The 24965-nt window shown below is 58.3% G+C and carries 25 protein-coding genes; 3 read left to right on the top strand and 22 right to left on the bottom strand.

All coding sequences use genetic code 11. The annotated features are described in order from the left end of the window. Window positions 1-183 precede the first annotated feature (183 nt). Window positions 184-1179: a transcriptional regulator FtrA gene (ftrA, locus tag BT179_RS04460; RefSeq protein WP_072431325.1), complete on the top strand. Its 996-nt coding sequence runs from the start codon at window positions 184-186 to the stop codon at window positions 1177-1179. A 24-nt stretch (window positions 1180-1203) separates the two neighbouring features. Here ftrA and nudK read toward each other — a convergent pair whose 3' ends face one another. After that, complete coding sequence (gene nudK / locus BT179_RS04455; protein WP_072397475.1) at window positions 1204-1800, bottom strand: GDP-mannose pyrophosphatase NudK; 597 nt, start codon at window positions 1798-1800, stop codon at window positions 1204-1206. Window positions 1801-1963: 163 nt separating this feature from the next. Between nudK and BT179_RS04450 the strand changes: the two genes are divergently transcribed. Continuing rightward, complete coding sequence (locus BT179_RS04450) at window positions 1964-2389, top strand: VOC family protein (RefSeq protein WP_072431324.1); 426 nt, start codon at window positions 1964-1966, stop codon at window positions 2387-2389. An 85-nt stretch (window positions 2390-2474) separates the two neighbouring features. Here the strand turns inward: BT179_RS04450 and glmS are convergent, their stop codons facing one another. From glmS to rpmH, 21 genes are all read right to left on the bottom strand, one after another. Beyond that, the gene (gene glmS, locus BT179_RS04445) at window positions 2475-4307 is read right to left on the bottom strand and encodes a glutamine--fructose-6-phosphate transaminase (isomerizing) (RefSeq protein ID WP_072431323.1); all 1833 of its coding nucleotides are present in this window, start codon (window positions 4305-4307) and stop codon (window positions 2475-2477) included. Window position 4308: 1 nt separating this feature from the next. After that, a complete protein-coding gene (locus BT179_RS04440) occupies window positions 4309-5085 on the bottom strand; it encodes a DeoR/GlpR family DNA-binding transcription regulator (RefSeq protein WP_072431322.1) in 777 nt (258 codons plus the stop codon). A 201-nt stretch (window positions 5086-5286) separates the two neighbouring features. Beyond that, a complete protein-coding gene (gene glmU / locus BT179_RS04435; RefSeq protein ID WP_072431321.1) occupies window positions 5287-6654 on the bottom strand; it encodes a bifunctional UDP-N-acetylglucosamine diphosphorylase/glucosamine-1-phosphate N-acetyltransferase GlmU in 1368 nt (455 codons plus the stop codon). A gap of 114 nt (window positions 6655-6768) precedes the next feature. Continuing rightward, window positions 6769-7194 (bottom strand): F0F1 ATP synthase subunit epsilon, encoded by a 426-nt coding sequence (locus BT179_RS04430; protein WP_072397485.1) that lies wholly within the window; start codon window positions 7192-7194, stop codon window positions 6769-6771. A gap of 45 nt (window positions 7195-7239) precedes the next feature. Continuing rightward, window positions 7240-8616, bottom strand: coding sequence for a F0F1 ATP synthase subunit beta (gene atpD / locus BT179_RS04425; protein WP_053149215.1), 1377 nt, complete (start codon window positions 8614-8616; stop codon window positions 7240-7242). 27 nt (window positions 8617-8643) lie between these two features. Then, window positions 8644-9504: a F0F1 ATP synthase subunit gamma gene (atpG, locus tag BT179_RS04420; protein WP_072397487.1), complete on the bottom strand. Its 861-nt coding sequence runs from the start codon at window positions 9502-9504 to the stop codon at window positions 8644-8646. Between the two features lie 50 nt (window positions 9505-9554). Continuing rightward, entirely contained in the window at window positions 9555-11099 is a 1545-nt protein-coding gene (atpA, locus tag BT179_RS04415) for a F0F1 ATP synthase subunit alpha (protein WP_072397489.1), read from the bottom strand. 21 nt (window positions 11100-11120) lie between these two features. After that, entirely contained in the window at window positions 11121-11657 is a 537-nt protein-coding gene (locus BT179_RS04410; protein ID WP_072397491.1) for a F0F1 ATP synthase subunit delta, read from the bottom strand. 12 nt (window positions 11658-11669) lie between these two features. Further along, the gene (locus BT179_RS04405) at window positions 11670-12140 is read right to left on the bottom strand and encodes a F0F1 ATP synthase subunit B (protein ID WP_072397493.1); all 471 of its coding nucleotides are present in this window, start codon (window positions 12138-12140) and stop codon (window positions 11670-11672) included. A gap of 58 nt (window positions 12141-12198) precedes the next feature. Then, a complete protein-coding gene (atpE, locus tag BT179_RS04400) occupies window positions 12199-12456 on the bottom strand; it encodes a F0F1 ATP synthase subunit C (RefSeq protein WP_003097235.1) in 258 nt (85 codons plus the stop codon). 134 nt (window positions 12457-12590) lie between these two features. After that, a complete protein-coding gene (gene atpB, locus BT179_RS04395) occupies window positions 12591-13460 on the bottom strand; it encodes a F0F1 ATP synthase subunit A (protein WP_072397495.1) in 870 nt (289 codons plus the stop codon). 16 nt (window positions 13461-13476) lie between these two features. Continuing rightward, a complete protein-coding gene (locus BT179_RS04390) occupies window positions 13477-13884 on the bottom strand; it encodes a F0F1 ATP synthase subunit I (protein WP_072431320.1) in 408 nt (135 codons plus the stop codon). A gap of 148 nt (window positions 13885-14032) precedes the next feature. Beyond that, window positions 14033-14905 (bottom strand): ParB/RepB/Spo0J family partition protein, encoded by an 873-nt coding sequence (locus tag BT179_RS04385; protein WP_072397508.1) that lies wholly within the window; start codon window positions 14903-14905, stop codon window positions 14033-14035. A gap of 9 nt (window positions 14906-14914) precedes the next feature. Further along, window positions 14915-15712, bottom strand: a complete 798-nt coding sequence (locus tag BT179_RS04380; RefSeq protein WP_072397510.1) for a ParA family protein — start codon at window positions 15710-15712, stop codon at window positions 14915-14917. A gap of 18 nt (window positions 15713-15730) precedes the next feature. After that, a complete protein-coding gene (gene rsmG, locus BT179_RS04375) occupies window positions 15731-16375 on the bottom strand; it encodes a 16S rRNA (guanine(527)-N(7))-methyltransferase RsmG (RefSeq protein ID WP_072397511.1) in 645 nt (214 codons plus the stop codon). After that, complete coding sequence (mnmG, locus tag BT179_RS04370; protein WP_072431319.1) at window positions 16372-18264, bottom strand: tRNA uridine-5-carboxymethylaminomethyl(34) synthesis enzyme MnmG; 1893 nt, start codon at window positions 18262-18264, stop codon at window positions 16372-16374. Before mnmG ends, rsmG begins: the two co-directional genes overlap by 4 nt. 679 nt (window positions 18265-18943) lie before the next feature. After that, complete coding sequence (gene mnmE / locus BT179_RS04365) at window positions 18944-20314, bottom strand: tRNA uridine-5-carboxymethylaminomethyl(34) synthesis GTPase MnmE (protein ID WP_072397533.1); 1371 nt, start codon at window positions 20312-20314, stop codon at window positions 18944-18946. Between the two features lie 78 nt (window positions 20315-20392). Beyond that, complete coding sequence (gene yidC / locus BT179_RS04360) at window positions 20393-22075, bottom strand: membrane protein insertase YidC (protein ID WP_072397543.1); 1683 nt, start codon at window positions 22073-22075, stop codon at window positions 20393-20395. A 2-nt stretch (window positions 22076-22077) separates the two neighbouring features. After that, window positions 22078-22323 carry a membrane protein insertion efficiency factor YidD gene (gene yidD / locus BT179_RS04355; protein WP_072397545.1) on the bottom strand — a complete coding sequence of 82 codons (246 nt, stop codon included), beginning with the start codon at window positions 22321-22323 and terminating at the stop codon, window positions 22078-22080. Continuing rightward, a complete protein-coding gene (gene rnpA / locus BT179_RS04350) occupies window positions 22316-22717 on the bottom strand; it encodes a ribonuclease P protein component (RefSeq protein WP_197685723.1) in 402 nt (133 codons plus the stop codon). The genes yidD and rnpA overlap by 8 nt, the downstream gene beginning before the upstream one ends. A 16-nt stretch (window positions 22718-22733) precedes the next feature. Then, window positions 22734-22868 carry a 50S ribosomal protein L34 gene (gene rpmH, locus BT179_RS04345; protein WP_003213577.1) on the bottom strand — a complete coding sequence of 45 codons (135 nt, stop codon included), beginning with the start codon at window positions 22866-22868 and terminating at the stop codon, window positions 22734-22736. Window positions 22869-23432: 564 nt separating this feature from the next. Between rpmH and dnaA the strand changes: the two genes are divergently transcribed. Next, entirely contained in the window at window positions 23433-24956 is a 1524-nt protein-coding gene (gene dnaA, locus BT179_RS04340) for a chromosomal replication initiator protein DnaA (protein ID WP_072431317.1), read from the top strand. Window positions 24957-24965 lie beyond the last annotated feature (9 nt).

Raw genomic sequence — 24965 nt, 5'->3', positions numbered from 1 at the left:
CAGGAATAATTCTGGAAGGTGACAATCCCTACCGGTGTGTTGGGGTGGACACCGGTCATGCGACTGTCACCTTTGTAAGGTGCAACCGTCTTGTTTTTTCCTGATTGCCTGTCAGCGATTGTAGGGACATGGGCCAGTCCGCTACAGTGCAGCAGACGACAATAAACGGTGATTTTACGCCAAATGCACGCTCAACCCGGAACCGTGGCCATCCTTGTTTATGAAGGCCTGTGCGTCTTCGAATTCGGTATCGCCCTGGAAATATTCGGCCTGCCTCGTCCAGAGCTGGATGTCCCCTGGTACAGCCATCGGATCGTCGCAGTCGATCCGGGGCCGATGCATGCCTTGGGCGGCCTGCAGATCTCCGTCGATGCGGGGCTGGAAGAGCTTGAAACGGCACAGACCATCGTCGTCCCCGGCTGGCGCAATCGTCGTGATCCGCCCCCAGAAGCCTTGCTGCAAGCCATCAGGAGGGCCCATGCCCGGGGCGCCCGCCTGCTGTCGATCTGCTCGGGGGTGTTCGTGCTCGCCGCTACCGGATTGCTCGACGGCGAGACGGTGACGACCCATTGGCAATTTTCCCGCGAACTGGCCGAACGCTTCCCGCTCATCAAGGTGGACCCGAACGTGCTGTATGTCGACTCCGGGCAAATCATCACCTCCGCCGGCAGCGCAGCGGGCATCGATGCCTGCCTGCACCTGATCGCCCGGGACTTCGGCACCCATATCGCCAACTCCGTGGCTCGCCGCCTGGTCATGGCCCCGCAGAGAACGGGGGGCCAGTCGCAATTCATCGTCGCGCCCGTATGCAAGTCGCCTCGCAACGAGCTGAGTCGCGTGCTGCAGTGGATCCGCGAAAACCTGGATAAGCCCCTGAGCGTGTGCGAGATGGCGGCCCGCGTTGCCATGAGCGAGCGCACCTTCCTGCGTCGCTTCATTGAAACCACGGGCCTTTCACCCAAGGCCTGGCTGCAACAGGAACGACTCAACCGGGCCAGGGAACTGCTGGAAACCACCGACCAGAGCACAGCCGGTATCGCCCAGGCCTGTGGCTATCGGTCGGTGGAAAGTTTCCGGGCGGCGTTCAGGAACGCTGTCGGTTTGCCGCCCTCGGCCTATCGGGAAAGGTTCGGCGGCGGCGAGGTCAGCGCTCAGGCGGCCTGGGTGGCCAACTATTGAAGCCATCCAGGCGCCCTGCCGGATCTAATCCAACAGCCGATGCAATTTGGCGTACTGCAGCAGCATGATGGTCTTGCCGTCGCAGATTTCTCCGGTCTCGATCATGCCGAGGGCCTGATCGAGCGGGAGTTCCAGCACTTCGATCTCTTCGCCCTCGGCCTCAAGCCCACCGCCCTCGTGTTGCTTGTCTTCGTCGAAATATTCGCCGACGAAAAAATGCACCCGTTCGGTCACCGACCCCGGGCTCATGAATGCGTCGAACACCTTGCGCACATGCTGGACGACGTAACCGGTTTCCTCCTGGGTTTCCTTGCGGATGCAGGTGTGCGGATCGTCATTGTCCAGCAGGCCGGCGCAGGTCTCGATCAACAGGCCATCGTGCCCGTTGACGAAAGCGGGGAAGCGAAACTGCCGGGTCAGCACCACGGTCTGCTTGGCCTTGCTATACAGGAGGATAGTGGCGCCATTGCCGCGGTCATACGTCTCGCGCGTCAGCTCGCGCCACTGGCCATTGCGGCCGAGGTAGTCATAGGTAGTCTTGCGCAGCACATACCAATTGTCCGAGAGGACCTCGACCTGCTTGATACGGACACGATCCCGGGTATTGCTTGCCTGTGTCATTGAGCCGCTCCATCAGGATGAAAAACCAAAGGCACGATAGCGCACCTGCCAGCCTGTCGACTTGAACAGACAACAAATCGTGCCGGACGACTTCCTGATAGTCTTGTCCATGCCTCACCGGCCCAGGCAACTGGAGAAGACCCCGCCCCCTGGAGATAGGAAAATGACTCCCTTCAAAGTCAGTCATATCGACCATGTCGTACTGCGTATTCTCGACATGGACCGCAGCCTGGAGTTCTATACGGAAAAACTCGGATGCCCCATCCAGAAGCGTCGCGATGACCTGGGCATGATTCACCTCGCCGCAGGTTCTTCGCTGATCGACCTGGTGGACCTGAACGGTCCCCTCGGCCGGGAAGGCGGCGGATTCGCCGATCATCAGCATTCGAACGTGGACCACGTCTGCCTGCGCATCGAACCGTTCGTCGAGGAAGATATCCTTCATTACCTGGCGTCGGTAGGCGTACCGGCGGAGAAAGCCGCCACGCGTTACGGGGCTGAAGGCAACGGTCCGTCCATCTATTGCCATGATCCGGATGGCAACAAGGTGGAGCTGAAAGGGCCTCCTGTTTCAGGCCCTCGGGGATGAGGTGCGCCGGATAGATCCGTTTGCGTAAGCACGTTAACGGCAGGGCGGCTTAAGCGTGTGTGTACAGCCACCCGGCGCAACCCACTCACTCCACCGTCACAGACTTCGCCAGGTTGCGCGGCTGGTCCACGTCGGTGCCCTTGAGCACCGCGACGTAGTACGACAGCAACTGCAGCGGGATGGTGTAGAGGATCGGCGACAGGATGTCGTGGATGTGCGGCATATGCACCACGTGGGTGCCTTCGCCATTGGTCATCCCGGCCTTTTCGTCGGCGAAGACGATCAACTGGCCCCCACGGGCACGCACTTCCTGCAGGTTTGACTTGAGCTTTTCCAGCAGTTCATTGTTCGGTGCCACGGTGACCACCGGCATGTCGTTGTCCACCAGCGCCAGCGGACCATGCTTGAGCTCGCCGGCCGGATAGGCCTCGGCGTGGATATAGGAAATCTCCTTGAGCTTGAGCGCTCCTTCCATCGCCACAGGAAACTGCGCACCACGCCCGAGGAACAGGGTGTGGTTCTTCTCGGCGAACAGCTCGGCGATTTTTTCCACGGTGCTGTCCATCGCCAGCGCCTCGCCCAGGCGAGCCGGAAGACGACGCAACTCTTGCACCAGCCTTGCCTCGACGCCCGCCGCCAGCGTGCCACGTACCTGGCCCAGGGACAGGGTCAGCAACAGCAAGCCCACCAGTTGGGTGGTAAACGCCTTGGTGGACGCCACGCCGATTTCCCGGCCGGCCTGGGTCAGCAGGGTCAGGTCGGACTCACGCACCAGTGAACTGATGCCGACGTTGCAGATCGCCAGGCTGGCGAGGAAGCCCAGTTCCTTGGCGTTGCGCAGCGCCGCCAGGGTATCGGCGGTTTCGCCGGACTGGGAAATGGTGACGAACAAGGTGTCCGGCTGTACCACCACCTTGCGATAGCGGAATTCGCTGGCCACTTCGACCTGGCACGCAATACCCGCCAGCTCTTCCAGCCAGTAACGGGCAACCATGCCGGCGTGATAACTGGTGCCGCAGGCGACGATCTGCACATTGCGAACCCTGGCGAACAACTCGGCCGCTTGTGGACCGAACGCCTGGACCAGCACCTGGCTCTGGCTCATGCGGCCTTCGAGTGTGCGTTGCACCACGGCCGGTTGCTCGTGGATTTCCTTGAGCATGAAATGGCGGAACTCGCCCTTGTCGGCAGCCTCGGCGCCGTCACGGTACTGGACGGTCTCGCGCTCGACGGCTTTGCCATCGAGGTCCCAGATCTGCACGCTGTCCCGGCGGATGTCGGCGATGTCACCCTCTTCCAGGTACATGAAACGGTCGGTGACCTGACGCAGCGCCAACTGATCGGACGCCAGGAAGTTTTCCCCCAGGCCCAGGCCGATCACCAGCGGGCTGCCGCTGCGGGCCGCCACCACGCGATCTGGCTGACTGGTGCTGATAACCGCCAGGCCATAGGCACCGTGCAGTTCCTTGACAGTCGCCTTGAGCGCCACGGTCAGGTCAGCCAGTTCCTTGAGCTTGTGGTTGAGCAGGTGAGCGATGACTTCGGTATCGGTGTCCGACGTGAAGACATAGCCCTGGGCCTTGAGCTGTTCGCGCAGGGCTTCGTGGTTTTCGATGATGCCGTTGTGCACCACCGCCAGATCACCGGAGAAATGCGGGTGGGCATTACGCTCGCAAGGCGCTCCGTGAGTGGCCCAGCGGGTGTGGGCGATGCCCAGGCGACCGATCAGTGGCTCGGCGTCCAGCGCTTGCTCCAGCTCGCTGACCTTGCCCGGACGACGCATGCGCATCAATTGTTCATCGTTGGTGAAAACCGCCACGCCGGCGCTGTCATAGCCGCGGTATTCCAGGCGCTTGAGGCCTTCGAGCAGGATGGCCGTGATGTTGCGTTCAGCGACGGCGCCGACGATTCCACACATGTTATTTCTCCTGGCTGACAGACGCGCAGATCACATGGATGCCGCGGGCCTGAATCTGATCGCGTGCCTCCACGGGCAGGCGATCATCGGTAATGAGGGTATGGACGCTGCTCCACGGCAGTTCCAGGTTGGGGATCTTTCGACCGATCTTGTCGGCCTCCACCATCACGATCACTTCGCGAGCGACCTCAGCCATCACGCGGCTCAGGCCCAGCAGTTCGTTGAAGGTGGTCGTACCGCGAACCAGATCGATGCCGTCGGCACCGATGAACAGCTGGTCGAAGTCATAGGAACGCAAAACTTGCTCGGCAACCTGGCCCTGGAACGATTCGGAATGAGGGTCCCAGGTGCCACCGGTCATCAGTAGCACCGGTTCGTGTTCCAGTTCGCTCAAGGCATTGGCGACGTGCAGGGAATTGGTCATCACTACCAACCCAGGCTGCAAGCCGAGTTCAGGGATCATGGCGGCGGTGGTGCTGCCACTGTCGATGATGATCCGCGCGTGTTCGCGGATCCGCTTCACGGCGGCCCGGGCAATGGCCTGTTTGTATTTGGAAACGGTTTGACCGTTTTCCGCCACCAGCTCCTGCGGCATCGGTACAGCACCACCGTAACGGCGCAGCAGCAGGCCATTGGCCTCCAGGGCGGCCAGATCCTTGCGAATCGTAACTTCCGAGGTTTCGAAACGCTTGGCCAACTCATCCACACTCACCTCGCCCTGCTCTTGAAGCAGCGCCAGAATATTGTGGCGACGTTGTGGTGTGTTGCGCTTGGACATGGCGGCCTAAGTTTCGATTCGAAAGATAACGTAACTAATCAAAACCCATTGCGGAGTTTCCGTCAAGACGGAGGAAGAAAAATTCAGAAATTCGATGCAAAAACGGGCTCGCTCGCGAAGGGGCATGTCAGGCACCGGAGCAGTGAAATGACACATCATTTCGCAGGCAAGCCCGCTTTCAAATGGGACTGTGGATAACTTTCAGGGCTTCTTGATCTTTTCCGGTCGTTTCCAGCCATCGATGTTCCGTTGACGAGCCCGTCCCACCGCCAATTGGGCGTTATCCACATTCTGGGTGATGGTGGAACCGGCCGCCGTGGTCGCACCACTGGAGATATCCACAGGCGCTACCAAGGAATTGTTCGAGCCAATGAACACATCCTCGCCCAACACGGTTTTCCATTTGTTGGCCCCGTCGTAGTTGCAGGTGATGGTACCGGCCCCAATGTTGGTGCGAGCGCCAACCTCCGCGTCTCCCAGATAGGTCAGGTGCCCGGCCTTGGCGCCTTCCCCCAGATGAGCATTCTTCAGCTCGACGAAGTTACCCACATGGGCGCGGGCTTCCAGCACGCTGCCAGGGCGCAGGCGGGCAAACGGGCCTGCGTCGCTGCCTTCTCCCATCACCGCGCCTTCAAGGTGGCTGTTGGCCTTGATCACCGCGCCTTTGCGCAAGGTACTGTCCTTGATGACACAGTTCGGGCCGATGACCACGTCGTCTTCGATGACAACCTTGCCTTCGAGGATGACATTGATGTCGATGACCACATCGCGGCCCACGCTGACCTCTCCACGTACATCGAAACGGGCGGGATCTCGCAGGGTCACGCCTTGGGCCATCAGGCGACGGGCCGCGCGCAATTGGTAGTGGCGCTCCAGCTCGGCCAACTGCCGGCGATCGTTGGCCCCCTGCACTTCCATGGCGTCCAGGGGTTGTTCGGTGGCCACCACCAGGCCGTCAGCGACAGCCATGGCAATCACATCGGTCAGGTAGTACTCACCTTGTGCGTTATTGTTCGACAGGCGACTCAGCCAGCCATCCAGGCGCTTGGCCGGTACGGCCAGGATCCCGGTGTTGCCCTCGATGATAGCCCGCTGGGCTTCATTGGCGTCTTTCTGTTCGACGATAGCCGTAACCTGGCCAGCGGCATTGCGCACGATGCGGCCATAACCGGTCGGGTCGTCCAGCTCGACGGTCAGCAGACCCAGTTGGTCCGGGGTGACATGCTCGAGCAGGCGCTGCAAGGTATCGACTTCGATCAACGGCACGTCGCCGTAGAGAATCAGTACGGTATCGGCGCTGATGAACGGCACGGCCTGGGCCACCGCGTGGCCGGTGCCCAGTTGCCTGTCCTGCAGGACAAAATTCAGGTCATCAGCCGCCAGGCGTTCGCGAACCGCATCGGCACCGTGGCCGATCACCACATGGATTCGCTGTGGATCGAGTTGGCGGGCGCTGTGGATAACGTGGCCAAGCATGGAATTACCGGCAACCGGGTGCAGGACCTTGGGCAGCGCCGAACGCATGCGAGTGCCTTGACCGGCCGCGAGGATAACGATTTCGAGAGACATGACTGGCTACCAATCCTGGGTGGTCAGCGGCTGCGACCAGATAATGAGTGTCAGAAAAGAAAAAAGGGTAGCCGAGGCTACCCTTTTTAATCAATCGCACAGAAAGCTGACGGCTTAACCGCCGAACTTCTTGCGGATCTGCTGGACGGTGCGCAGCTGGGCTGCAGCCTCGGCCAGACGTGCAGCAGCAGAACCGTAGTCGAAGTCTGCACCTTTTTCGCTCAGCGCCTTTTCGGCAGCCTTGACGGCTTCCTGAGCGGAGGCTTCGTCCAGGTCGGCAGCACGTTGCACGGTGTCGGCAAGGACCTTGACCATGTTCGGCTGAACCTCGAGGAAACCACCGGAGATGTAATACACCTCGACTTCCCCGCCCTGCTTGATCAAGCGGATCGGACCTGGTTTCAGATTCGTGATCAGCGGTGCGTGACCCAGGGCGATACCAAGATCCCCCAGCTCACCATGCGCAACCACCATCTCGACCAGACCGGAGAAAATTTCTCCTTCCGCACTGACGATATCGCAATGGACTGTCATAGCCATCTGATTGCCTCAACCTAAATTAGCGCCCGTTGCCGGGCGCCGGGATTACAGTTTCTTGGCTTTCTCGATCGCTTCTTCGATGCCGCCGACCATGTAGAACGCTTGTTCTGGCAGGTGGTCGTAGTCACCGTTGAGGATGCCTTTGAAGCCAGCAATGGTGTCTTTCAGGGAAACGTATTTACCCGAAGCACCGGTGAAGACTTCAGCCACGAAGAACGGCTGCGACAAGAAGCGCTGGATCTTACGAGCACGGGCAACCAACTGCTTGTCGGTTTCCGACAGCTCGTCCATACCCAGGATCGCAATGATGTCCTTCAGCTCTTTGTAGCGCTGCAGTACGTATTGAACGCCGCGAGCGGTTTCGTAGTGCTCGTTGCCGATCACGTTCGGGTCCAGCTGACGCGAAGTCGAGTCCAGTGGGTCTACCGCTGGGTAGATACCCAGGGAAGCGATGTCACGAGACAGTACGACGGTGGCGTCGAGGTGGGCGAAGGTGGTCGCCGGCGACGGGTCGGTCAAGTCGTCCGCAGGAACGTATACGGCCTGGATCGAAGTAATCGAACCTTGCTTGGTCGAAGTGATGCGCTCTTGCAGCACGCCCATCTCTTCAGCCAGGGTCGGCTGGTAGCCTACTGCCGAAGGCATACGGCCCAGCAGTGCGGATACTTCGGTACCGGCCAGGGTGTAACGGTAGATGTTGTCGACGAACAGCAGAACGTCGTTACCTTCGTCACGGAACTTCTCGGCCATGGTCAGGCCGGTCAGGGCTACGCGCAGACGGTTTCCCGGCGGCTCGTTCATCTGGCCGTAGACCAGTGCCACTTTGTCCAGAACGTTGGAATCCTTCATCTCGTGGTAGAAGTCGTTACCCTCACGAGTACGCTCACCCACACCGGCGAACACGGAATAACCGCTGTGCTCGATGGCGATGTTACGGATCAGTTCCATCATGTTCACGGTCTTGCCTACACCGGCACCACCGAACAGACCGACTTTACCGCCCTTGGCGAACGGGCAGACCAGGTCGATAACCTTGATGCCGGTTTCCAGGAGGTCGTTGCCGCCAGCCTGTTCAGCGAAGGACGGCGCAGGACGGTGAATGCCCCAACGCTCTTCTTCGCCGATCGGACCAGCTTCGTCGATCGGGTTGCCCAGTACGTCCATGATCCGGCCCAGGGTCGCTTTACCGACCGGTACGGAGATGGCTGCGCCAGTGTTGTTGACGTCCAGACCGCGCTTCAAGCCCTCGGTGGAGCCCATCGCAATGGTACGAACCACGCCGTCGCCCAGCTGCTGCTGAACTTCCAGGGTGGTTTCGGCGCCTTGAACCTTCAAGGCGTCGTAGATGCTCGGTACGCTGTCGCGTGGAAATTCCACGTCGATAACGGCGCCGATGATTTGAACGATACGTCCGCTACTCATAGCTGGATCCTCTGAATATTTGAACCGTTAAACCGCGGCAGCGCCGCCGACGATTTCCGAGATCTCTTGGGTGATCGCAGCCTGACGCGCCTTGTTGTAGATCAGCTGCAAATCGCTGATCAGATCACCGGCGTTGTCAGTAGCGTTCTTCATCGCGATCATCCGCGCGGCCTGTTCGGCTGCGTTGTTCTCGACCACCGCCTGGTACACCTGCGACTCCACGTAGCGGACCATCAAGCCGTCAAGCAGCTCCTTGGCATCGGGTTCGTAGAGATAGTCCCAGTGGTGCTTGAGTTCCTGTTCCGGGGTCGCCACCAGTGGAATCAACTGCTCCACGGTTGGCTGTTGCGTCATGGTGTTGATGAACTTGTTGGATACCACGGACAGGCGGTCGATCCGGCCTTCCAGATAAGCATCCAGCATCACCTTGACGCTGCCGATCAAGTCATTGATCGACGGCTCTTCACCCAGGTGGCTGATAGCGGCGACGACGTTACCGCCGAAGTTGCGGAAGAAAGCCGCACCCTTGCTACCGACCACGCACAGATCGATCTCGACGCCTTGTTCGCGGTTTACCGCCATGTCCTTGACCAGGGCCTTGAACAGGTTGGTGTTCAAGCCACCGCACAGACCACGGTCACTGCTCACCACAACGTAACCAACGCGCTTGATGGCGCGCTCGATCATGAACGGGTGGCGATATTCCGGGTTGGCGTTGGCCAGATGACCAATCACCTGGCGGATGCGCTCCGCATAAGGACGGCTAGCAGCCATGCGCATTTGTGCCTTGCGCATTTTGCTGACCGCCACTTTTTCCATGGCGCTGGTAATTTTTTGCGTGCTTTTGATGCTCGCAATCTTACTGCGAATCTCTTTTGCGCCTGCCATGTAACACCTATCAGGTTAGCAAGCGGGAGCCTTGCGGCTCCCGCTGCGGCTTACCAGGTTTGGGTGGCCTTGAACTTCTCGATACCGGCTTTGAGGCCAGCGTCGATTTCGTCATTGAAGTCACCCTTCACGTTGATCTTGGCCATCAAATCGGCGTGATCGCGGTTGAAGAAAGCAATCAGCGCTTGTTCGAAGCTGCCGATCTTGGCGATTTCAATGTCAGTCAGGAACCCACGCTCAGCGGCATACAGCGACAGCGCCATGTCAGCGATCGACATAGGTGCGTATTGCTTCTGCTTCATCAGCTCGGTAACGCGCTGACCATGCTCAAGTTGCTTACGGGTCGCTTCGTCCAGGTCAGAAGCGAACTGGGCAAATGCCGCCAGTTCACGGTACTGGGCCAGGGCGGTACGGATACCACCGGACAGCTTCTTGATGATCTTGGTCTGAGCGGCACCACCCACACGGGATACCGAAACACCGGCGTTCACAGCAGGACGGATGCCCGAGTTGAACATGGCCGATTCCAGGAAGATCTGACCGTCGGTGATGGAGATCACGTTGGTCGGAACGAACGCGGAAACGTCGCCAGCCTGGGTTTCGATGATCGGCAAGGCGGTCAGGGAGCCGGTCTTGCCGGTGACGGCGCCATTGGTGAACTTCTCTACGTACTCTTCCGAAACGCGGGATGCGCGCTCCAGCAGACGGGAGTGGAGATAGAACACGTCACCTGGGTAGGCTTCACGTCCTGGCGGACGGCGCAGCAGCAGGGAAATCTGGCGGTAGGCCACTGCTTGCTTGGACAGATCGTCATAGACGATCAGCGCGTCTTCACCGCGATCGCGGAAGAACTCGCCCATGGTGCAGCCGGAGTATGGTGCCAGGAATTGCAGTGCGGCCGATTCGGAGGCGCTGGCGGCAACGATGATGGTGTTAGCCAGTGCACCGTTCTCTTCCAGCTTGCGAACCACGTTGGCGATGGTCGATTGCTTCTGACCGATTGCCACGTATACGCAATAGATACCGCTGTTCTTCTGGTTGATGATCGCGTCGATCGCCAGAGCGGTCTTACCGATCTGACGGTCACCGATGATCAGCTCACGCTGGCCACGGCCGACAGGGATCATGGCATCGACTGCCTTGTAGCCAGTCTGTACAGGCTGGTCTACCGACTTACGCCAGATCACGCCTGGAGCAACTTTCTCGACCGCATCGGTCTCGGTGTTGTTCAGCGGACCTTTGCCGTCAACAGGGTTACCCAGCGCATCGACGACGCGACCCAGCAGTTCCTTACCTACCGGAACTTCAAGGATGCGGCCGGTGCACTTGGCGCTCATGCCTTCAGCCAGAGTCGTGTAGGCACCCAGTACAACGGCACCTACGGAGTCTTGCTCCAGGTTGAGGGCCATACCGTAGACGCCGCCCGGAAACTCGATCATCTCGCCGTACATGACGTCGGCCAGACCGTGAATCCGCACGATGCCGTCAGATACGCTGACGACAGTGCCTTCGTTACGGGCTTGGGAGGTCACATCGAGCTTTTCGATGCGGCCCTTGATAATTTCACTTATTTCGGAAGGATTGAGTTGCTGCATTGCTCTGCTGCCCCTTCAAACTCAAGATTTCAATGCTTCGGCAAGTTTCGCGAGTTTGCCGCGAATCGAGCCATCGATAACCAGGTCACCGGCGCGGATAACGACACCACCAATCAAGGCAGGGTCTTCCGTAACGTCCAGACGCACTTCCCGGTTGAGTCGTGCACTGAGAACCTTGGCGAGTTTGTCTTGCTGTTCTTGGTTCAATGCAAAAGCACTGGTCACTTCCACGTCTACCGACTTCTCCTGCTCGGCCTTGTACAGGTCGAACAGGGCGGCGATCTCCGGCAGAAGCGGGAGACGGTCGTTTTCGGCAACGACGTGAATGAAATTCTGTGCCTTGGCATCGAACTTGTCGCCGCACACGTCAATGAACGTGGCGGCCTTTTCTGCGCTCGTCAGTCGCGGGGCCTTGAGCACGCGCTGCATGGTGTCATCTTTCGACACCGCTGCCGCCAGGCCGAGCATGGCTGACCAATTGGCCAGTTGCTGGTGGGCCTGAGCGTGCTCGAAGGCCGCCTTAGCGTAAGGTCGGGCCAACGTGGTCAGTTCTGCCATGATCGCCCTCGCTTAGATTTCAGCAGCCAGTTTGTTTACCAGCTCTGCGTGCGCGTTTTGATCGATTGTGGCACCCAGGATCTTCGAAGCACCGCCAACGGCCAGGCTACCCACTTGGGCACGCAGCGCGTCTTTGACACTGTTGAGTTCCTGTTCGATCTCGGCTTGAGCCTGGGCCTTCACACGTTCAGCTTCGACGCGAGCCTGTTCACGGGCTTCGTCGACAATCTGAGTACCGCGTTTCTTGGCTTGCTCGATGATTTCAGCTGCCTGGGCTTTCGCTTCGCGCAGTTGCTGACCCACTTTCTCTTGGGCCAACTCCAGGTCGCGAGCTGCACGGCTGGCAGCGTCCAGACCATCTGCGATCTTCTTTTGACGTTCGTGCAGAGCCGCGATGACCGGAGGCCATACGAACTTCATGCAGAACAATACAAAAATCAGGAACGCAACGGACTGGCCAATCAGGGTCGCATTAATGTTCACGCCAACACCTCGCAGTTACGTTGTCCATCACACCAATCTACTCGGAGAATCCGAGTAATCAGCCAGCGATCTGACCAACGAACGGGTTCGCAAAGGTGAAGAACAGAGCGATACCAACACCGATCATGGTTACGGCGTCGAGCAGACCGGCAACGATGAACATCTTGACTTGCAGCATTGGAACCATTTCTGGCTGACGAGCAGCGCCTTCCAGGAACTTGCCGCCCAACAGGCCGAAACCAATTGCGGTACCCAGTGCGCCCAGGCCGATCAACAGTGCAACAGCGATAGCGGTTAGACCAACTACAGTTTCCATCTTTCCTCCCGACTTTTACGTCGTATGGTTTAGGTTTTTTTAATTTAAAGCGGTAAAACAAATCGTTTCATCGTGGCCTGTTCCGGCCCCCTCCCGTTTGACCGGGAAGGACATCAGACTAGTCGAGACTGGCCTTAATGGTTTTCTTCGTGCGCCATCGACAGGTAGACGATGGTCAGCATCATGAAGATGAACGCCTGCAGGGTGATGATCAGGATGTGGAACACAGCCCACGCCCACTGCAGTGCAACGCCCAGGCCGCTGAGCCAGAGCAGGCCGCTGCCGAACATCACGGCGATCAGGATGAACACCAGCTCGCCGGCATACATGTTGCCGAACAGACGCAGAGCCAGAGAGATCGGCTTGGCGATCAGGGTCACGAATTCCAGCAGGAAGTTCACCGGGATCAGCAGGGCTTGAACGAGGATGTTCTTGCTGCCGAACGGATGCAGGGTCAGTTCGCCGATGAAGCCGCCGATACCCTTGACCTTGATGCTATAGAAAATGATCAGTGCGAAGACCGAGAACGCCATGCCCAGGGTCGCGTTCGGGTCGGTGGTCGACACGGCGCGGAACGGGATATGCGAATCACCGGAAATCAGGATGGCCAGTTGAGGAATCCAGTCGACCGGGATGAGGTCGATGGCGTTCATCAGAAACACCCAGACGAAGATGGTCAATGCCAATGGCGCGATGACCGGGCTACGGCCATGGAAGCTGTCTTTCACGCTGCCATCGACGAACTCGACCAGGACTTCGACGAAGTTCTGCAACGCACCTGGCTGACCCGAAGTGGCCTTCTTCGCTGCCATGCGGAAGAGGAAGACGAAGATCAGACCCAGCGCGACCGACCAGCCGAGGGTATCGACGTGGAAAGCCCAGAAGCCCATTTCCTTGGCTTCTGCTGCGGTGTGGGCAAAGCCCCAGCCGCCGTTGGGTAGCTGACCGAAGGTCAGGTTCTGCAAGTGGTGCTGGATATAGCCCGAAGCGGTTGTCTCTGCCATGTGTGCCTCAAACGCCCTAAGGTCTCGAAAGTCTTGTTCTCATCAGCAGGGGAGCGAACCAGCTGACCAGTTGGGTCAGCACGAAGACGCCGAATACAGCCAGCGGCGCCAATGGCTTCACACCTGCGAACGTCAATGCAAACAGCATTGCCGTCAAAATCAGTTTCCCCGCCTCGCCGGCATAAAAAGACCGGACGATAGCCTGGGCTGCTCGGGCGCCGGAAAACCGAAATGCCTTGTGAGCGAAGTAAATATTGGGAAGCAAGGCTATCAGGCCTCCGCAAAGACCCGAGTATCCGGCGACGACTCCTTTCCATTGCCAGAGCGCCAACGTGGCGATCAGTACAACGGCGAACTGTGTCATCAAGACCGGAAAAACTGCCAGACGATGGAACGGCAAGCGGTTTGGCGTGCGGGTTTCCATCGCTTTTGCTCTCCAGTGGTCGGCTGCCTGAAATCAATAACTTGGCATAATTTGTGCCGACAAAATGCGCGCAGAGTATAGGGGCGGTTCTGCCCCTATTCAACTGCCGGGTAGTGATTTCCGACTGGGCGCTACAAGAGCAATTGTTTCAGCGGATGTGCGCAAGAACGCCTTGCAACTCGTCGAGGGAGTTATAGCCAATCACCAATTGGCCTTTTCCCTTCTTGCCGTGGCGAATCTGCACCGCAGAGCCCAGGCGCTCGGCCAGGCGCTGTTCCAGGCGAGCGATATCCGGGTCGGGTTTGGGGGCTTCGACAGGGGCCGGTTTACCACTGAGCCACTGGCGAACCAGTGCCTCGGTTTGGCGCACGGTGAGGCCTCGTGCGACAACATGTCGCGCCCCTTCAACCTGTTGATTTTCCGGCAAACCGAGCAGAGCCCGTGCATGACCCATTTCCAGGTCGCCATGGGACAGCATGGTCTTGATAACTTCCGGCAAGGCGATCAGCCGCAACAGGTTGGCCACGGTCACGCGGGACTTGCCCACCGCTTCGGCGACCTGTTGCTGGGTCAGCTGGAATTCCTGTTGCAAACGTTGCAGGGCAACTGCCTCTTCGATCGGATTGAGGTCTTCACGCTGGATGTTTTCGATCAACGCCATGGCAATGGCGGTTTCATCCGGCACGTCGCGTACCATCGCCGGAATGGTTTCCTGACCAGCCTGCTGGCTCGCACGCCAGCGGCGTTCGCCTGCGATGATCTCATAGCGGCCGCCGTCTATCGGGCGCACTACGATGGGTTGCATCACGCCCTGGCTCTTGATCGATTGAGCCAGTTCCTCCAGCGCCTGCGGGTCCATGTCCCGGCGCGGCTGGTATTTGCCACGCTGGATCAGGTCCAGCGGCAGGTGCTGCAATTCGCGCTGGTCGGCCTGCACGGCCTGTTCTTCCAGCGTACTGACGGTGGGACCGCTGAGCAGCGCATCCAGTCCACGTCCGAGCCCACGTTTCTTGATGGCCATGGGGTTTCCTTAAGTTGGCTGGGCGGCGGCGGTGCGTGGATTACGGCGCTGACGGCGAACCATTTCGCCCGCCAGGGCCAGGTAAGCCAGCGCACCACGGGATTGTTTGTCATAGGCCAGGGCCGGCATCCCGTAGCTCGGCGCTTCGGCCAGGCGGATGTTACGCGGAATGACCGTATCGTAGAGCTGCTCGCCGAAATGTTCCTTGAGCTGGACAGAAACATCGTTCATCAGGCTCAGGCGCGGGTCGTACATGGTCCGCAGCAAGCCTTCGACTTTCAGCTCCGGGTTCAGCAATTCGGAGATGCGCTTGATGTTATCCACAAGGTCGCTCAACCCTTCCAATGCAAAATATTCGCACTGCATCGGGATAATGACCCCATCGGCGGCCACCAGGGCGTTCAGTGTCAGCATCGACAACGATGGTGGGCAGTCGATCAGGATGTAGTCGTAGTTTTCCCGGATGGGCGCCAGGGCGCTGCGCAGGCGGCTTTCCTTCATCTGCATTTCCAGCAGCACCACCTCGGCCGCCGTCAGGTCACGGTTCGCCGGGAGCAGTTGATAACCGCCGTGTTCGGAGAAATGCATGGCCTGGCCCAGATCGCATTCACCGATCAGAACGTCGTAGATGGAATTTTCCAGGCCATGTTTATCCACACCGCTGCCCATGGTGGCGTTGCCCTGTGGATCGAGATCGATCAGCAACACCCGGCGCTTGGTCGCGACCAGGGATGCTGCGAGGTTGATGCAGGTGGTGGTCTTGCCCACACCACCTTTCTGGTTCGCTATCGCGAATACCTTAGCCATTCTTGCTTGTGTTCCCAATCATGCCGTGCGGCGCAGTATCAGCAGATGGCGTTGGCCTTGGCAACCAGGTACGGCCAAGGCGTGTTCGCTATCGAGGTGGAAGTCTGCCGGCAATGCTACCAGCTCATCGGCCGGATGAACGCCCTTCATTGCCAGCCAGCGCGTATTCCCACCGCCGAGGTGGCGAGTCCAGTTGGTGAAGTTTTCCATGCTGCTGAATGCCCGGGAAATGATCCCGTCGAACGGCAGAGCAGGCTGGAACGCTTCCACGCGACTGTGGATAACTTGGAGGTTATCCAACTTGAGCTCGAGTTTGACCTGCGTGAGGAAACGGGTTTTCTTGCCGTTACTGTCCAGGCACGTCACTTGCGCCTCTGGAAACAGGATCGCCAAGGGGATCCCGGGCATGCCTCCACCGCTGCCGACATCAAGCCACCGGCCATTTTCGATGAAAGACATCACACTGAGACTGTCGAGCAGATGCCGAGACACCATTTCATCCGGATCGCGCACGGCAGTCAGGTTGTAAGCCTTGTTCCATTTGATCAACAGCGCCAGATAATCCAGTAGTTGCGCATGCTGAGTTTCGCTCAGGCATACCCCAAGTTGGCGAGCACCTGTGGATAACTCTTCGGCGTGTTGCGAGGTGACCAACGAACTCAAGCGCTTTGCTCCAACTGACGGCCCGCGCCGCGTTTTTTCAAATGAATCATCAACAGGGAAATCGCTGCCGGAGTCACCCCAGGGATACGCGAAGCCTGGCCCAACGTCTCCGGACGAGTCGCACCGAGCTTGCTCTGGATTTCCTTCGACAGCCCGGATATGACTGTGTAATCGATATCCACAGGCAATTTCGTGTTCTCACTGGCGCGCAGACGAGCAATCTCGTCCTGCTGGCGGTCAATGTAGCCGGCGTATTTGGTCTTGATCTCGACCTGCTCGGCAACCTGTGGGTCCTGGGCGCCCTCGCCCGTGACCTCCACCAACCCGGCGTAATCGATTTCCGGGCGGCTCAAGAGGTTGAGCAAGTTGTATTCATGGGTCAGCGGCGTACCGAACCTGGCCGCGATGGCATCACCCTGTTCGGTACCGGGACGAACCCAGGTACTTTTCAGGCGCTGCTCTTCCAGCGCGATACTTTCGCGTTTCTTGCAGAACGCCGCCCAACGTACATCGTCTACCAACCCCAATTCGCGTCCCTTCTCGGTCAGGCGCAAGTCGGCGTTGTCTTCACGCAGGATCAGGCGATATTCCGCACGGGAAGTGAACATCCGATACGGTTCCTGGGTACCCAGGGTAATCAGGTCGTCCACCAATACACCGATGTACGCTTCATCGCGTCGTGGGCACCAGCTGTCCTGGCCGCGGGCCCGCAGTGCGGCGTTGGTCCCCGCCAGCAGGCCTTGGGCCCCGGCTTCTTCGTAGCCGGTGGTGCCGTTGATCTGCCCAGCGAAGAACAGACCACCAATGACCTTGGTTTCCAGGCTGTACTTCAGGTCACGTGGATCGAAATAGTCATACTCGATGGCATAACCTGGGCGAACGATGTGGGCGTTTTCCATGCCCCGGATCGATTGCACGATCTGCAGCTGCACATCGAACGGCAGGGAAGTGGAAATCCCGTTCGGGTAAAGCTCATGGGTAGTCAGGCCTTCCGGCTCGATGAAGACCTGATGGCTTTCCTTGTCTGCAAAACGATGGATCTTGTCTTCGATGGACGGGCAGTAACGGGGGCCCACCCCCTCGATCACACCGGAATACATCGGCGAGCGATCCAGGTTGGCAGCAATGATTTCATGGGTACGGGCATTGGTATGGGTGATCCAGCAGCTCACCTGTTTCGGGTGCTGCTCCTTCGAACCCATGAACGACATGACCGGTATTGGGGTATCGCCCGGCTGTTCGGTCATGACCGAGAAATCCACAGACCGCCCATCGATACGCGGCGGGGTGCCTGTCTTCAGGCGTCCGACACGCAATGGCAACTCCCGCAGACGCTGGGCCAGTGCGATGGACGGCGGATCACCCGCGCGACCACCAGAATAATTCTGCAAGCCAATGTGGATAAGTCCGCCAAGGAAAGTCCCTGTGGTCAATACCACGGATTCGGCGAAGAAACGCAGACCCATCTGGGTCACGACACCTCGGACCTGATCCTGTTCAACGATCAGGTCGTCTGCCGCTTGTTGAAATATCCACAGGTTCGGCTGGTTTTCCAGGATTTCACGGACAGCCGCCTTGTACAGGACCCGATCGGCCTGGGCGCGAGTCGCCCGTACCGCCGGGCCCTTGCGGCTGTTCAATACGCGGAACTGAATGCCGCCTTTATCGGTGGCCATGGCCATCGCGCCGCCAAGGGCATCGATTTCCTTGACCAGATGGCTCTTGCCTATACCACCAATGGCCGGGTTGCAGCTCATGGCCCCAAGGGTTTCCACGTTATGCGTCAACAGCAGGGTTTTGACGCCCATGCGTGCTGAGGCGAGTGCTGCCTCGGTACCGGCATGACCGCCGCCGATGACGATCACTTCAAAACGGGAAGGGAAATCCACCACGCACCTCGTGCCTGCTTAATTCAGGTAATTCGGAAAAGGTTATGAGTCTGGCCTGGGTGTTTTCTGAACCAGGTCGGCAAGTATAGGGACTTCGCCCTTCCTAAAGAACCCTTTGCACAAAATTTAACCAGCTGTGGAGAACTCGCGGTTAAAAAATTAAAAAAGAGAGAAATTTATAAAACCTTTGTTTTTATGTTTATTCTTATGCAGCCACCAGCCTGTGGATAAATCTCTGTAGGCTACGATTTTCAAGGTGTACAGAGTTTCAAAAGTCTGTGGTCATGTAGCTGGGAGGGGGTTGGATAACTGCCGTAAGCCTGTGGATTAATAGATAGATTATCCACAGAGGCGATTATCCTCGGCTTTTCAGGGGGGTTATCAACGGATCTCAGGCGCGGTTATTCACAGGGCTTGATCCTGTCATCGAATAGGCCTGGAGAGGGAATGCAGACTATTTGGCGGGTAACAGCATCGAAGGATCGAAGGATCGATGTGCTGCGTAACCACACCCGCCAAGAAAGATGGGCGAGGGCGTGCCGCCCGGGTTGCCAGGACCGGCTAGAGAAGATTGGGATAACGATCCAGGGCGTTATGACGGCCAGCGAGCTGGCCGGTGGGATTCCTACGGGCAATTATTCAAACCAGGACTGTGGATAGACTGCCCACAGCCCTGGTGCTATTTGCCGATGCAGAAGCTGGAAAAGATCCTTCCCAGGAGGTCATCGGAGCTGAAGGCGCCCGTGATCTCACCCAATGAGTGCTGGGCCTGACGAAGATCCTCGGCCAACAGCTCACCGGCGCCAGCCAATGTAAGCTGAGCACGACCGTGTTCCAACGCCGCGCTGGCATGGCGCAACGCCTCGAGGTGCCGGCGTCGGGCGCTGAAGCTGCTCTCCGAGGTTTGCTCATAGCCCATGCAAGCCTTGAGGTGTTCACGCAGCAACTCCAGGCCCTCTCCTGCGGCTTTCGCGCTCAGGCTGATGGTCACGTGGCCGTCGTCGCTGACCTCGAGTGCTATCGCTTCTCCCGTAAGGTCGGCTTTATTGCGGATCAGCGTAACCTTCGCGGGATCCGGGCGCACTTCGAGAAATTCAGGCCACAAGGCAAAAGGATCGTCTGCTTCCGGGGCGGTCGCGTCGACTACCAGCAGTACTCGATCAGCTTCACCGATGGCTTTCAACGCCCGTTCGACGCCAATTTTCTCCACCTGGTCGTCGGTATCGCGCAAACCTGCGGTGTCCACAACGTGCAGAGGCATGCCGTCGATGTGGATATGTTCGCGCAGGATATCCCGGGTAGTACCGGCGATCTCGGTGACAATCGCCGCCTCACGACCGGCCAGGGCATTGAGCAAGCTCGATTTGCCGGCATTGGGCCGTCCGGCGATCACCACGGTCATGCCGTCTCGCAATAAGGCACCTTGTCCGGCTTCCCGCAGGACTGTGGATAATTCATCGCGTACTTTGTCGAGCATGCTCAGCACATGGCCATCGGCAAGGAAGTCGATTTCTTCCTCGGGAAAATCGATCGCCGCTTCGACATAGATCCTCAGGCCAATCAACTGTTCGGTGAGGTTATGCACACGCTGGGAAAAAGCGCCCTGCAGGGAACGCAGTGCGTTGCGCGCAGCCTGCGCTGAACTGGCTTCGATCAGGTCGGCGATCGCCTCAGCCTGGGCCAGGTCGAGTTTGTCGTTGAGGAAAGCTCGCTCGCTGAATTCACCCGGCCGCGCCAGGCGGCAGCCCAACTCAAGGCATCTGTGGAGCAACATATCCAGCACTACTGGGCCGCCATGGCCCTGCAGTTCCAGCACGTCTTCCCCAGTGAAAGAGTTTGGCCCTGGAAAATAGAGCGCGAGTCCTTCATCGAGCACTTGCCGGTCATCGCTGAAAAAAGGGCCATAGTGAGCGAACCGTGGCTTGAGCTCGCGCCCACTGATGGCCTTGGCCACGACGCTGGCCAGGGGACCGGAAATTCGGACGATGCCGACGCCGCCTCGCCCCTGGGCAGTGGCAACGGCGGCGATGGTTTCACGAGGTGCGCTCATAACCGATATCCAGACAAAAGTGGCAGATAGCAGAACGCCCCACTAGGGGGCGTTTTGTGTGGTTATCCACAGTGCAAGTTACGCCTCGGCTTTTTTCGTAGCCGCTTCGATCTTACGCGTGATGTACCACTGCTGAGTAATGGACAGCACGTTGTTCACAACCCAGTACAGCACCAGACCGGCCGGGAACCACAAGAAGAAGAAGGTGAAGATGATCGGCATCATTTTCATGACCTTCGCCTGCATTGGATCCGGAGGCGTCGGGTTCAACTGCTGCTGGATGAACATGGTCGCGCCCATGATGATCGGCAGGATGAAGAACGGATCCTTGATCGACAGGTCGGTTATCCACAGCATGAACGGTGCCTGACGCATCTCCACGCTTTCCAGCAGAACCCAGTAGAGCGCCAGGAATACGGGCATTTGTACGAGAATCGGCAAGCAACCACCCAGGGGGTTGATCTTCTCTTTCTTGTACAACTCCATCATGGCCTGGGACATTTTCTGCCGGTCATCGCCATGTTGTTCTTTCAAGGCAGCGAGCTTCGGTGCCACGGCGCGCATGCGGGCCATGGATTTATAGCTGGCTGCCGACAATGGGAAGAAGATGCCCTTGATCAGCATGGTCAGGAAAATGATCGACCAACCCCAGTTACCAACAATGCTGTGGATATGTTGCAGCAGCCAGAAGATCGGTTGCGCAATGAACCACAGGAAACCGTAGTCGACAGTGAGTTCCAGACCTGGGGACAACTCTTTCAACACAGCCTGGCTTTTCGGGCCGGCATACAGAATGGCGCTGGTCTCGGCCTTGGCGCCTGGGGCCACGGTCAACGCCGGGCCGGTGTAGCCGACGATGTAGTTGCCTTTGCTGTCCTTACGAGTCTGGACGACATTGGTTTCGCCCTTCTGCGGAATCCAGGCCGTCACGAAGTAGTGCTGCAGCCAGGCCACCCAGCCACCTTGAACGGTTTCCTTGAGCTGAGCCTTGTCCATGTCTTTCATGGACACTTTCTTGTAGGGCTCGGAACTTGTCCACAGGGCGGCGCCCAGATAAGTCGCGGTGCCGGTGGCCGTGCTGGAGGAAGGATCGTCACTGGCGTCGCGTTTCAGCTGGGCGAACATAGCGCCGGACCAGGGCTGCGCGCTCTGGTTATCGATCACATAGGACACGACCACGTCATACAGGCCACGTTTGAGTGTGAAGCGCTTGATGTAGTTGACGCCGTCCTTGCTGAACTTCAGGTCGACGACCAGTTGATCCTGCCCATCGGCCAGTTGGTAAGTCTTCTTCTCGGCCGAGTAGACCGGGCGACCCGCCGGGTTGGCATCGGGGCCATTGCTACCAATCAGCCCGCTCTGGGCCAGGTAGGTCCGCTCGTTGCCGTTGTCGAACAGCTGGAACGGGATATCCGGATGATCCTGGCGGCGTGGATAGAGCGGCAGCTTCAATTGGGCAACGTCACCGCCCTGTGGATCGATTGCCAGTTCCAGCACGTCGGTCTTGATCTGGATGAGATCCTTGCTCGCAGCCACAGGGGCTTCAGCAGGAGCACTGGTATCGTTTGTCGCGCGCGGAATGTCATCACTGCTGGCAGCGTTGTTGCCAGAAACGGTGTCTGGCAGGCTCGGTGCGGTATTGCTGGCTGCAACATTCTGAGTCGGCAGGGCAGCCTGGCCATAGTCCTGGTTCCATTTAAGAACCATGACGTAAGACACGATTGCCAGGGCGACGATCAGGATCGTGCGTTTGATATCCATGATTACTCGGCCATCGAAGAAGAACGGGAGGTAGGGATAGGCGGAACCGGGTCATAGCCACCGGGATTCCACGGATGACAGCGACCTAAACGACGAAAGGTCAGCCAGCCACCGCGCAAAAGGCCATGTTTTTCTATGGCTTCGTACGCGTAGCAGGAACAACTGGGGTAGAAACGACAGTGACTGGCCATCAGGGGACTAATGGCGTAGCGATAAAACTGGATCGGAACGAGTGCCAGTTTACGCATCGGGACTGTCTACCCCTACAGTTTCGGTGTTGACCGCCGGAGCTGGCTTGTTGCGCGCCAGGCGTTTCCAGAGCTTGCCGAAATGCTGAATCAATTCGGGGTTTTCTACGTCACCCAAACCTTTGCGCGCGACGATAACGATGTCCCAGCCGACCAGAGAATCCTGGTTCAGGCGAAACGATTCGCGCATCAGACGTTTGAGGCGATTGCGCTGCACGGAGAGCTTTACGCTCTTTTTCCCGATAACCAGCCCTAAACGGGGGTGATCGAGATCGTTGCTGCGCGCAAGGAGCAGGAGATTTTTCCCCGGAACCTTGCCGGTAGGGGAGTCAAAGACTGCCTTGAAATGCCGGGGTGTAAGCAGACGCTTTTCCCGACTGAAGTCCTGACTCACCTCCAGTGCCGGATTATCAAACTGCCAGACGTGCACGACCTTTGGCGCGACGACGCGACAGGACGGCACGACCGTTCTTGGTAGCCATGCGAGCACGGAAACCGTGGGTACGAGCGCGTTTGATAGTGCTTGGTTGGAAAGTACGTTTCATGTCGTGTTACCTGGTTCGTCCACAACGGGCCGGAATGGCCCCTGTTTTAAGAGACCGGGGATTCTAGAGAAAGCAAGACCCTAGGTCAATTTCCAACCAGCGTTTCCTTTAAATAGATACGCGTCGACGAATCGGTTCGCAAAGCGCCCGCTCATAGATATAAAAAGAAGGGAATTATTTAAAGCTTTTCTGTAGAGCTTATAAAAGCAACGCTGGCAGCCATCTGTGGATAACTGCCCTGAGCCCTTATGAATCAATATGTACAGAGAAGGACAACTAGGCGGGAAAGCGGTGGTAAGGCTGTGCTGCGCTATCGGATAAGCTGTGCGCGGAATGGCGGGTTATCCACAGGCAGGTTATCCACTGGGTTTCGGTAGCACTTGTCCCATGCTCTCAACGGTGGTTATCCACAGAGCTTATCCACCGACCGCCTGTCACCTTTTTTGTGCTTAAGGCTTTGATAAATCATGGTCGATGATCAACCTGCGTGTGGATAAGTGAACGTCTGCTCGCTACAATGGCCGCTTGTTTTTGCCTCACCGGCTTTCAACTTAGGGGATATCCGTGTCAGTGGAACTTTGGCAGCAGTGCGTGGAGCTTTTGCGCGATGAGCTGCCTGCCCAACAATTCAACACTTGGATCCGTCCACTACAGGTCGAAGCCGAAGGCGACGAGTTGCGTGTCTATGCACCGAATCGTTTCGTCCTCGACTGGGTCAACGAAAAGTACCTGGGCCGGGTCCTGGAACTGCTCGACGAGCATGGCAATGGCATGGCACCAGCGCTGTCCTTATTAATAGGTAGCAAACGCAGTTCTGCACCCCGCGCCGCGCCGAACGCCCCGTTGGCGGCTGCCGCGGCTTCCCAGGTCCAGGCTGCTCCGACGCCGGTCCACGCTGCCCCTGCGGCTTCAACGCCGGCTCCGAGCAAGCGAAGCGCACAGAAAGTCGCCGAAACCAGCGAAGAGCCTTCCCGAGACAGCTTCGATCCAATGGCCGGCGCCAGCTCACAACAGGCACCGGTACGCGCAGAGCAGCGCACCGTCCAGGTCGAAGGCGCGCTCAAGCACACCAGCTACCTGAACCGCACCTTCACCTTCGAGAACTTCGTCGAGGGTAAGTCCAACCAACTGGCTCGTGCCGCGGCCTGGCAGGTTGCCGACAATCCCAAGCATGGCTACAACCCCCTGTTCCTTTATGGTGGCGTGGGCCTGGGTAAAACCCACTTGATGCATGCGGTGGGCAACCATCTGTTGAAGAAGAATCCGAATGCAAAGGTCGTGTACCTGCATTCCGAGCGTTTCGTGGCGGACATGGTCAAGGCCCTGCAACTGAATGCGATCAACGAGTTCAAGCGCTTCTACCGTTCGGTGGACGCCTTGCTGATCGACGACATTCAGTTCTTCGCACGCAAGGAACGCTCCCAAGAGGAGTTTTTCCACACCTTCAATGCCCTGCTCGAAGGCGGGCAACAGGTAATTCTCACCAGCGACCGATATCCGAAGGAAATCGAAGGCCTGGAAGAACGCCTGAAGTCGCGTTTCGGCTGGGGCCTGACGGTGGCTGTCGAGCCGCCTGAGCTGGAAACCCGGGTTGCGATCCTGATGAAAAAGGCCGATCAGGCCAAGGTCGAGCTGCCTCACGATGCGGCGTTCTTCATCGCCCAGCGTATTCGCTCAAACGTGCGTGAGCTCGAGGGTGCGCTCAAGCGTGTTATCGCTCACTCTCACTTCATGGGGCGCGATATCACCATCGAATTGATTCGCGAGTCCTTGAAGGATCTGTTGGCACTCCAGGACAAGCTGGTCTCTGTGGATAACATTCAGCGAACCGTTGCTGAGTATTACAAGATCAAGATTTCCGACCTGCTCTCCAAACGCCGTTCGCGTTCGGTAGCCCGGCCACGGCAAGTGGCCATGGCCTTGTCCAAGGAACTGACCAACCACAGCCTGCCGGAAATCGGCGATGTGTTTGGCGGGCGCGACCACACGACCGTGTTGCACGCCTGCCGCAAGATCAACGAACTGAAGGAATCCGACGCGGACATCCGCGAGGACTACAAGAACCTGCTGCGTACATTGACCACTTGATGACCACCA

The sequence above is a fragment of the Pseudomonas sp. NFACC43 genome, from assembly GCF_900119645.1.
GTDB lineage: Bacteria > Pseudomonadota > Gammaproteobacteria > Pseudomonadales > Pseudomonadaceae > Aquipseudomonas.
This window is presented reverse-complemented; position numbering and strand designations above follow the sequence as displayed.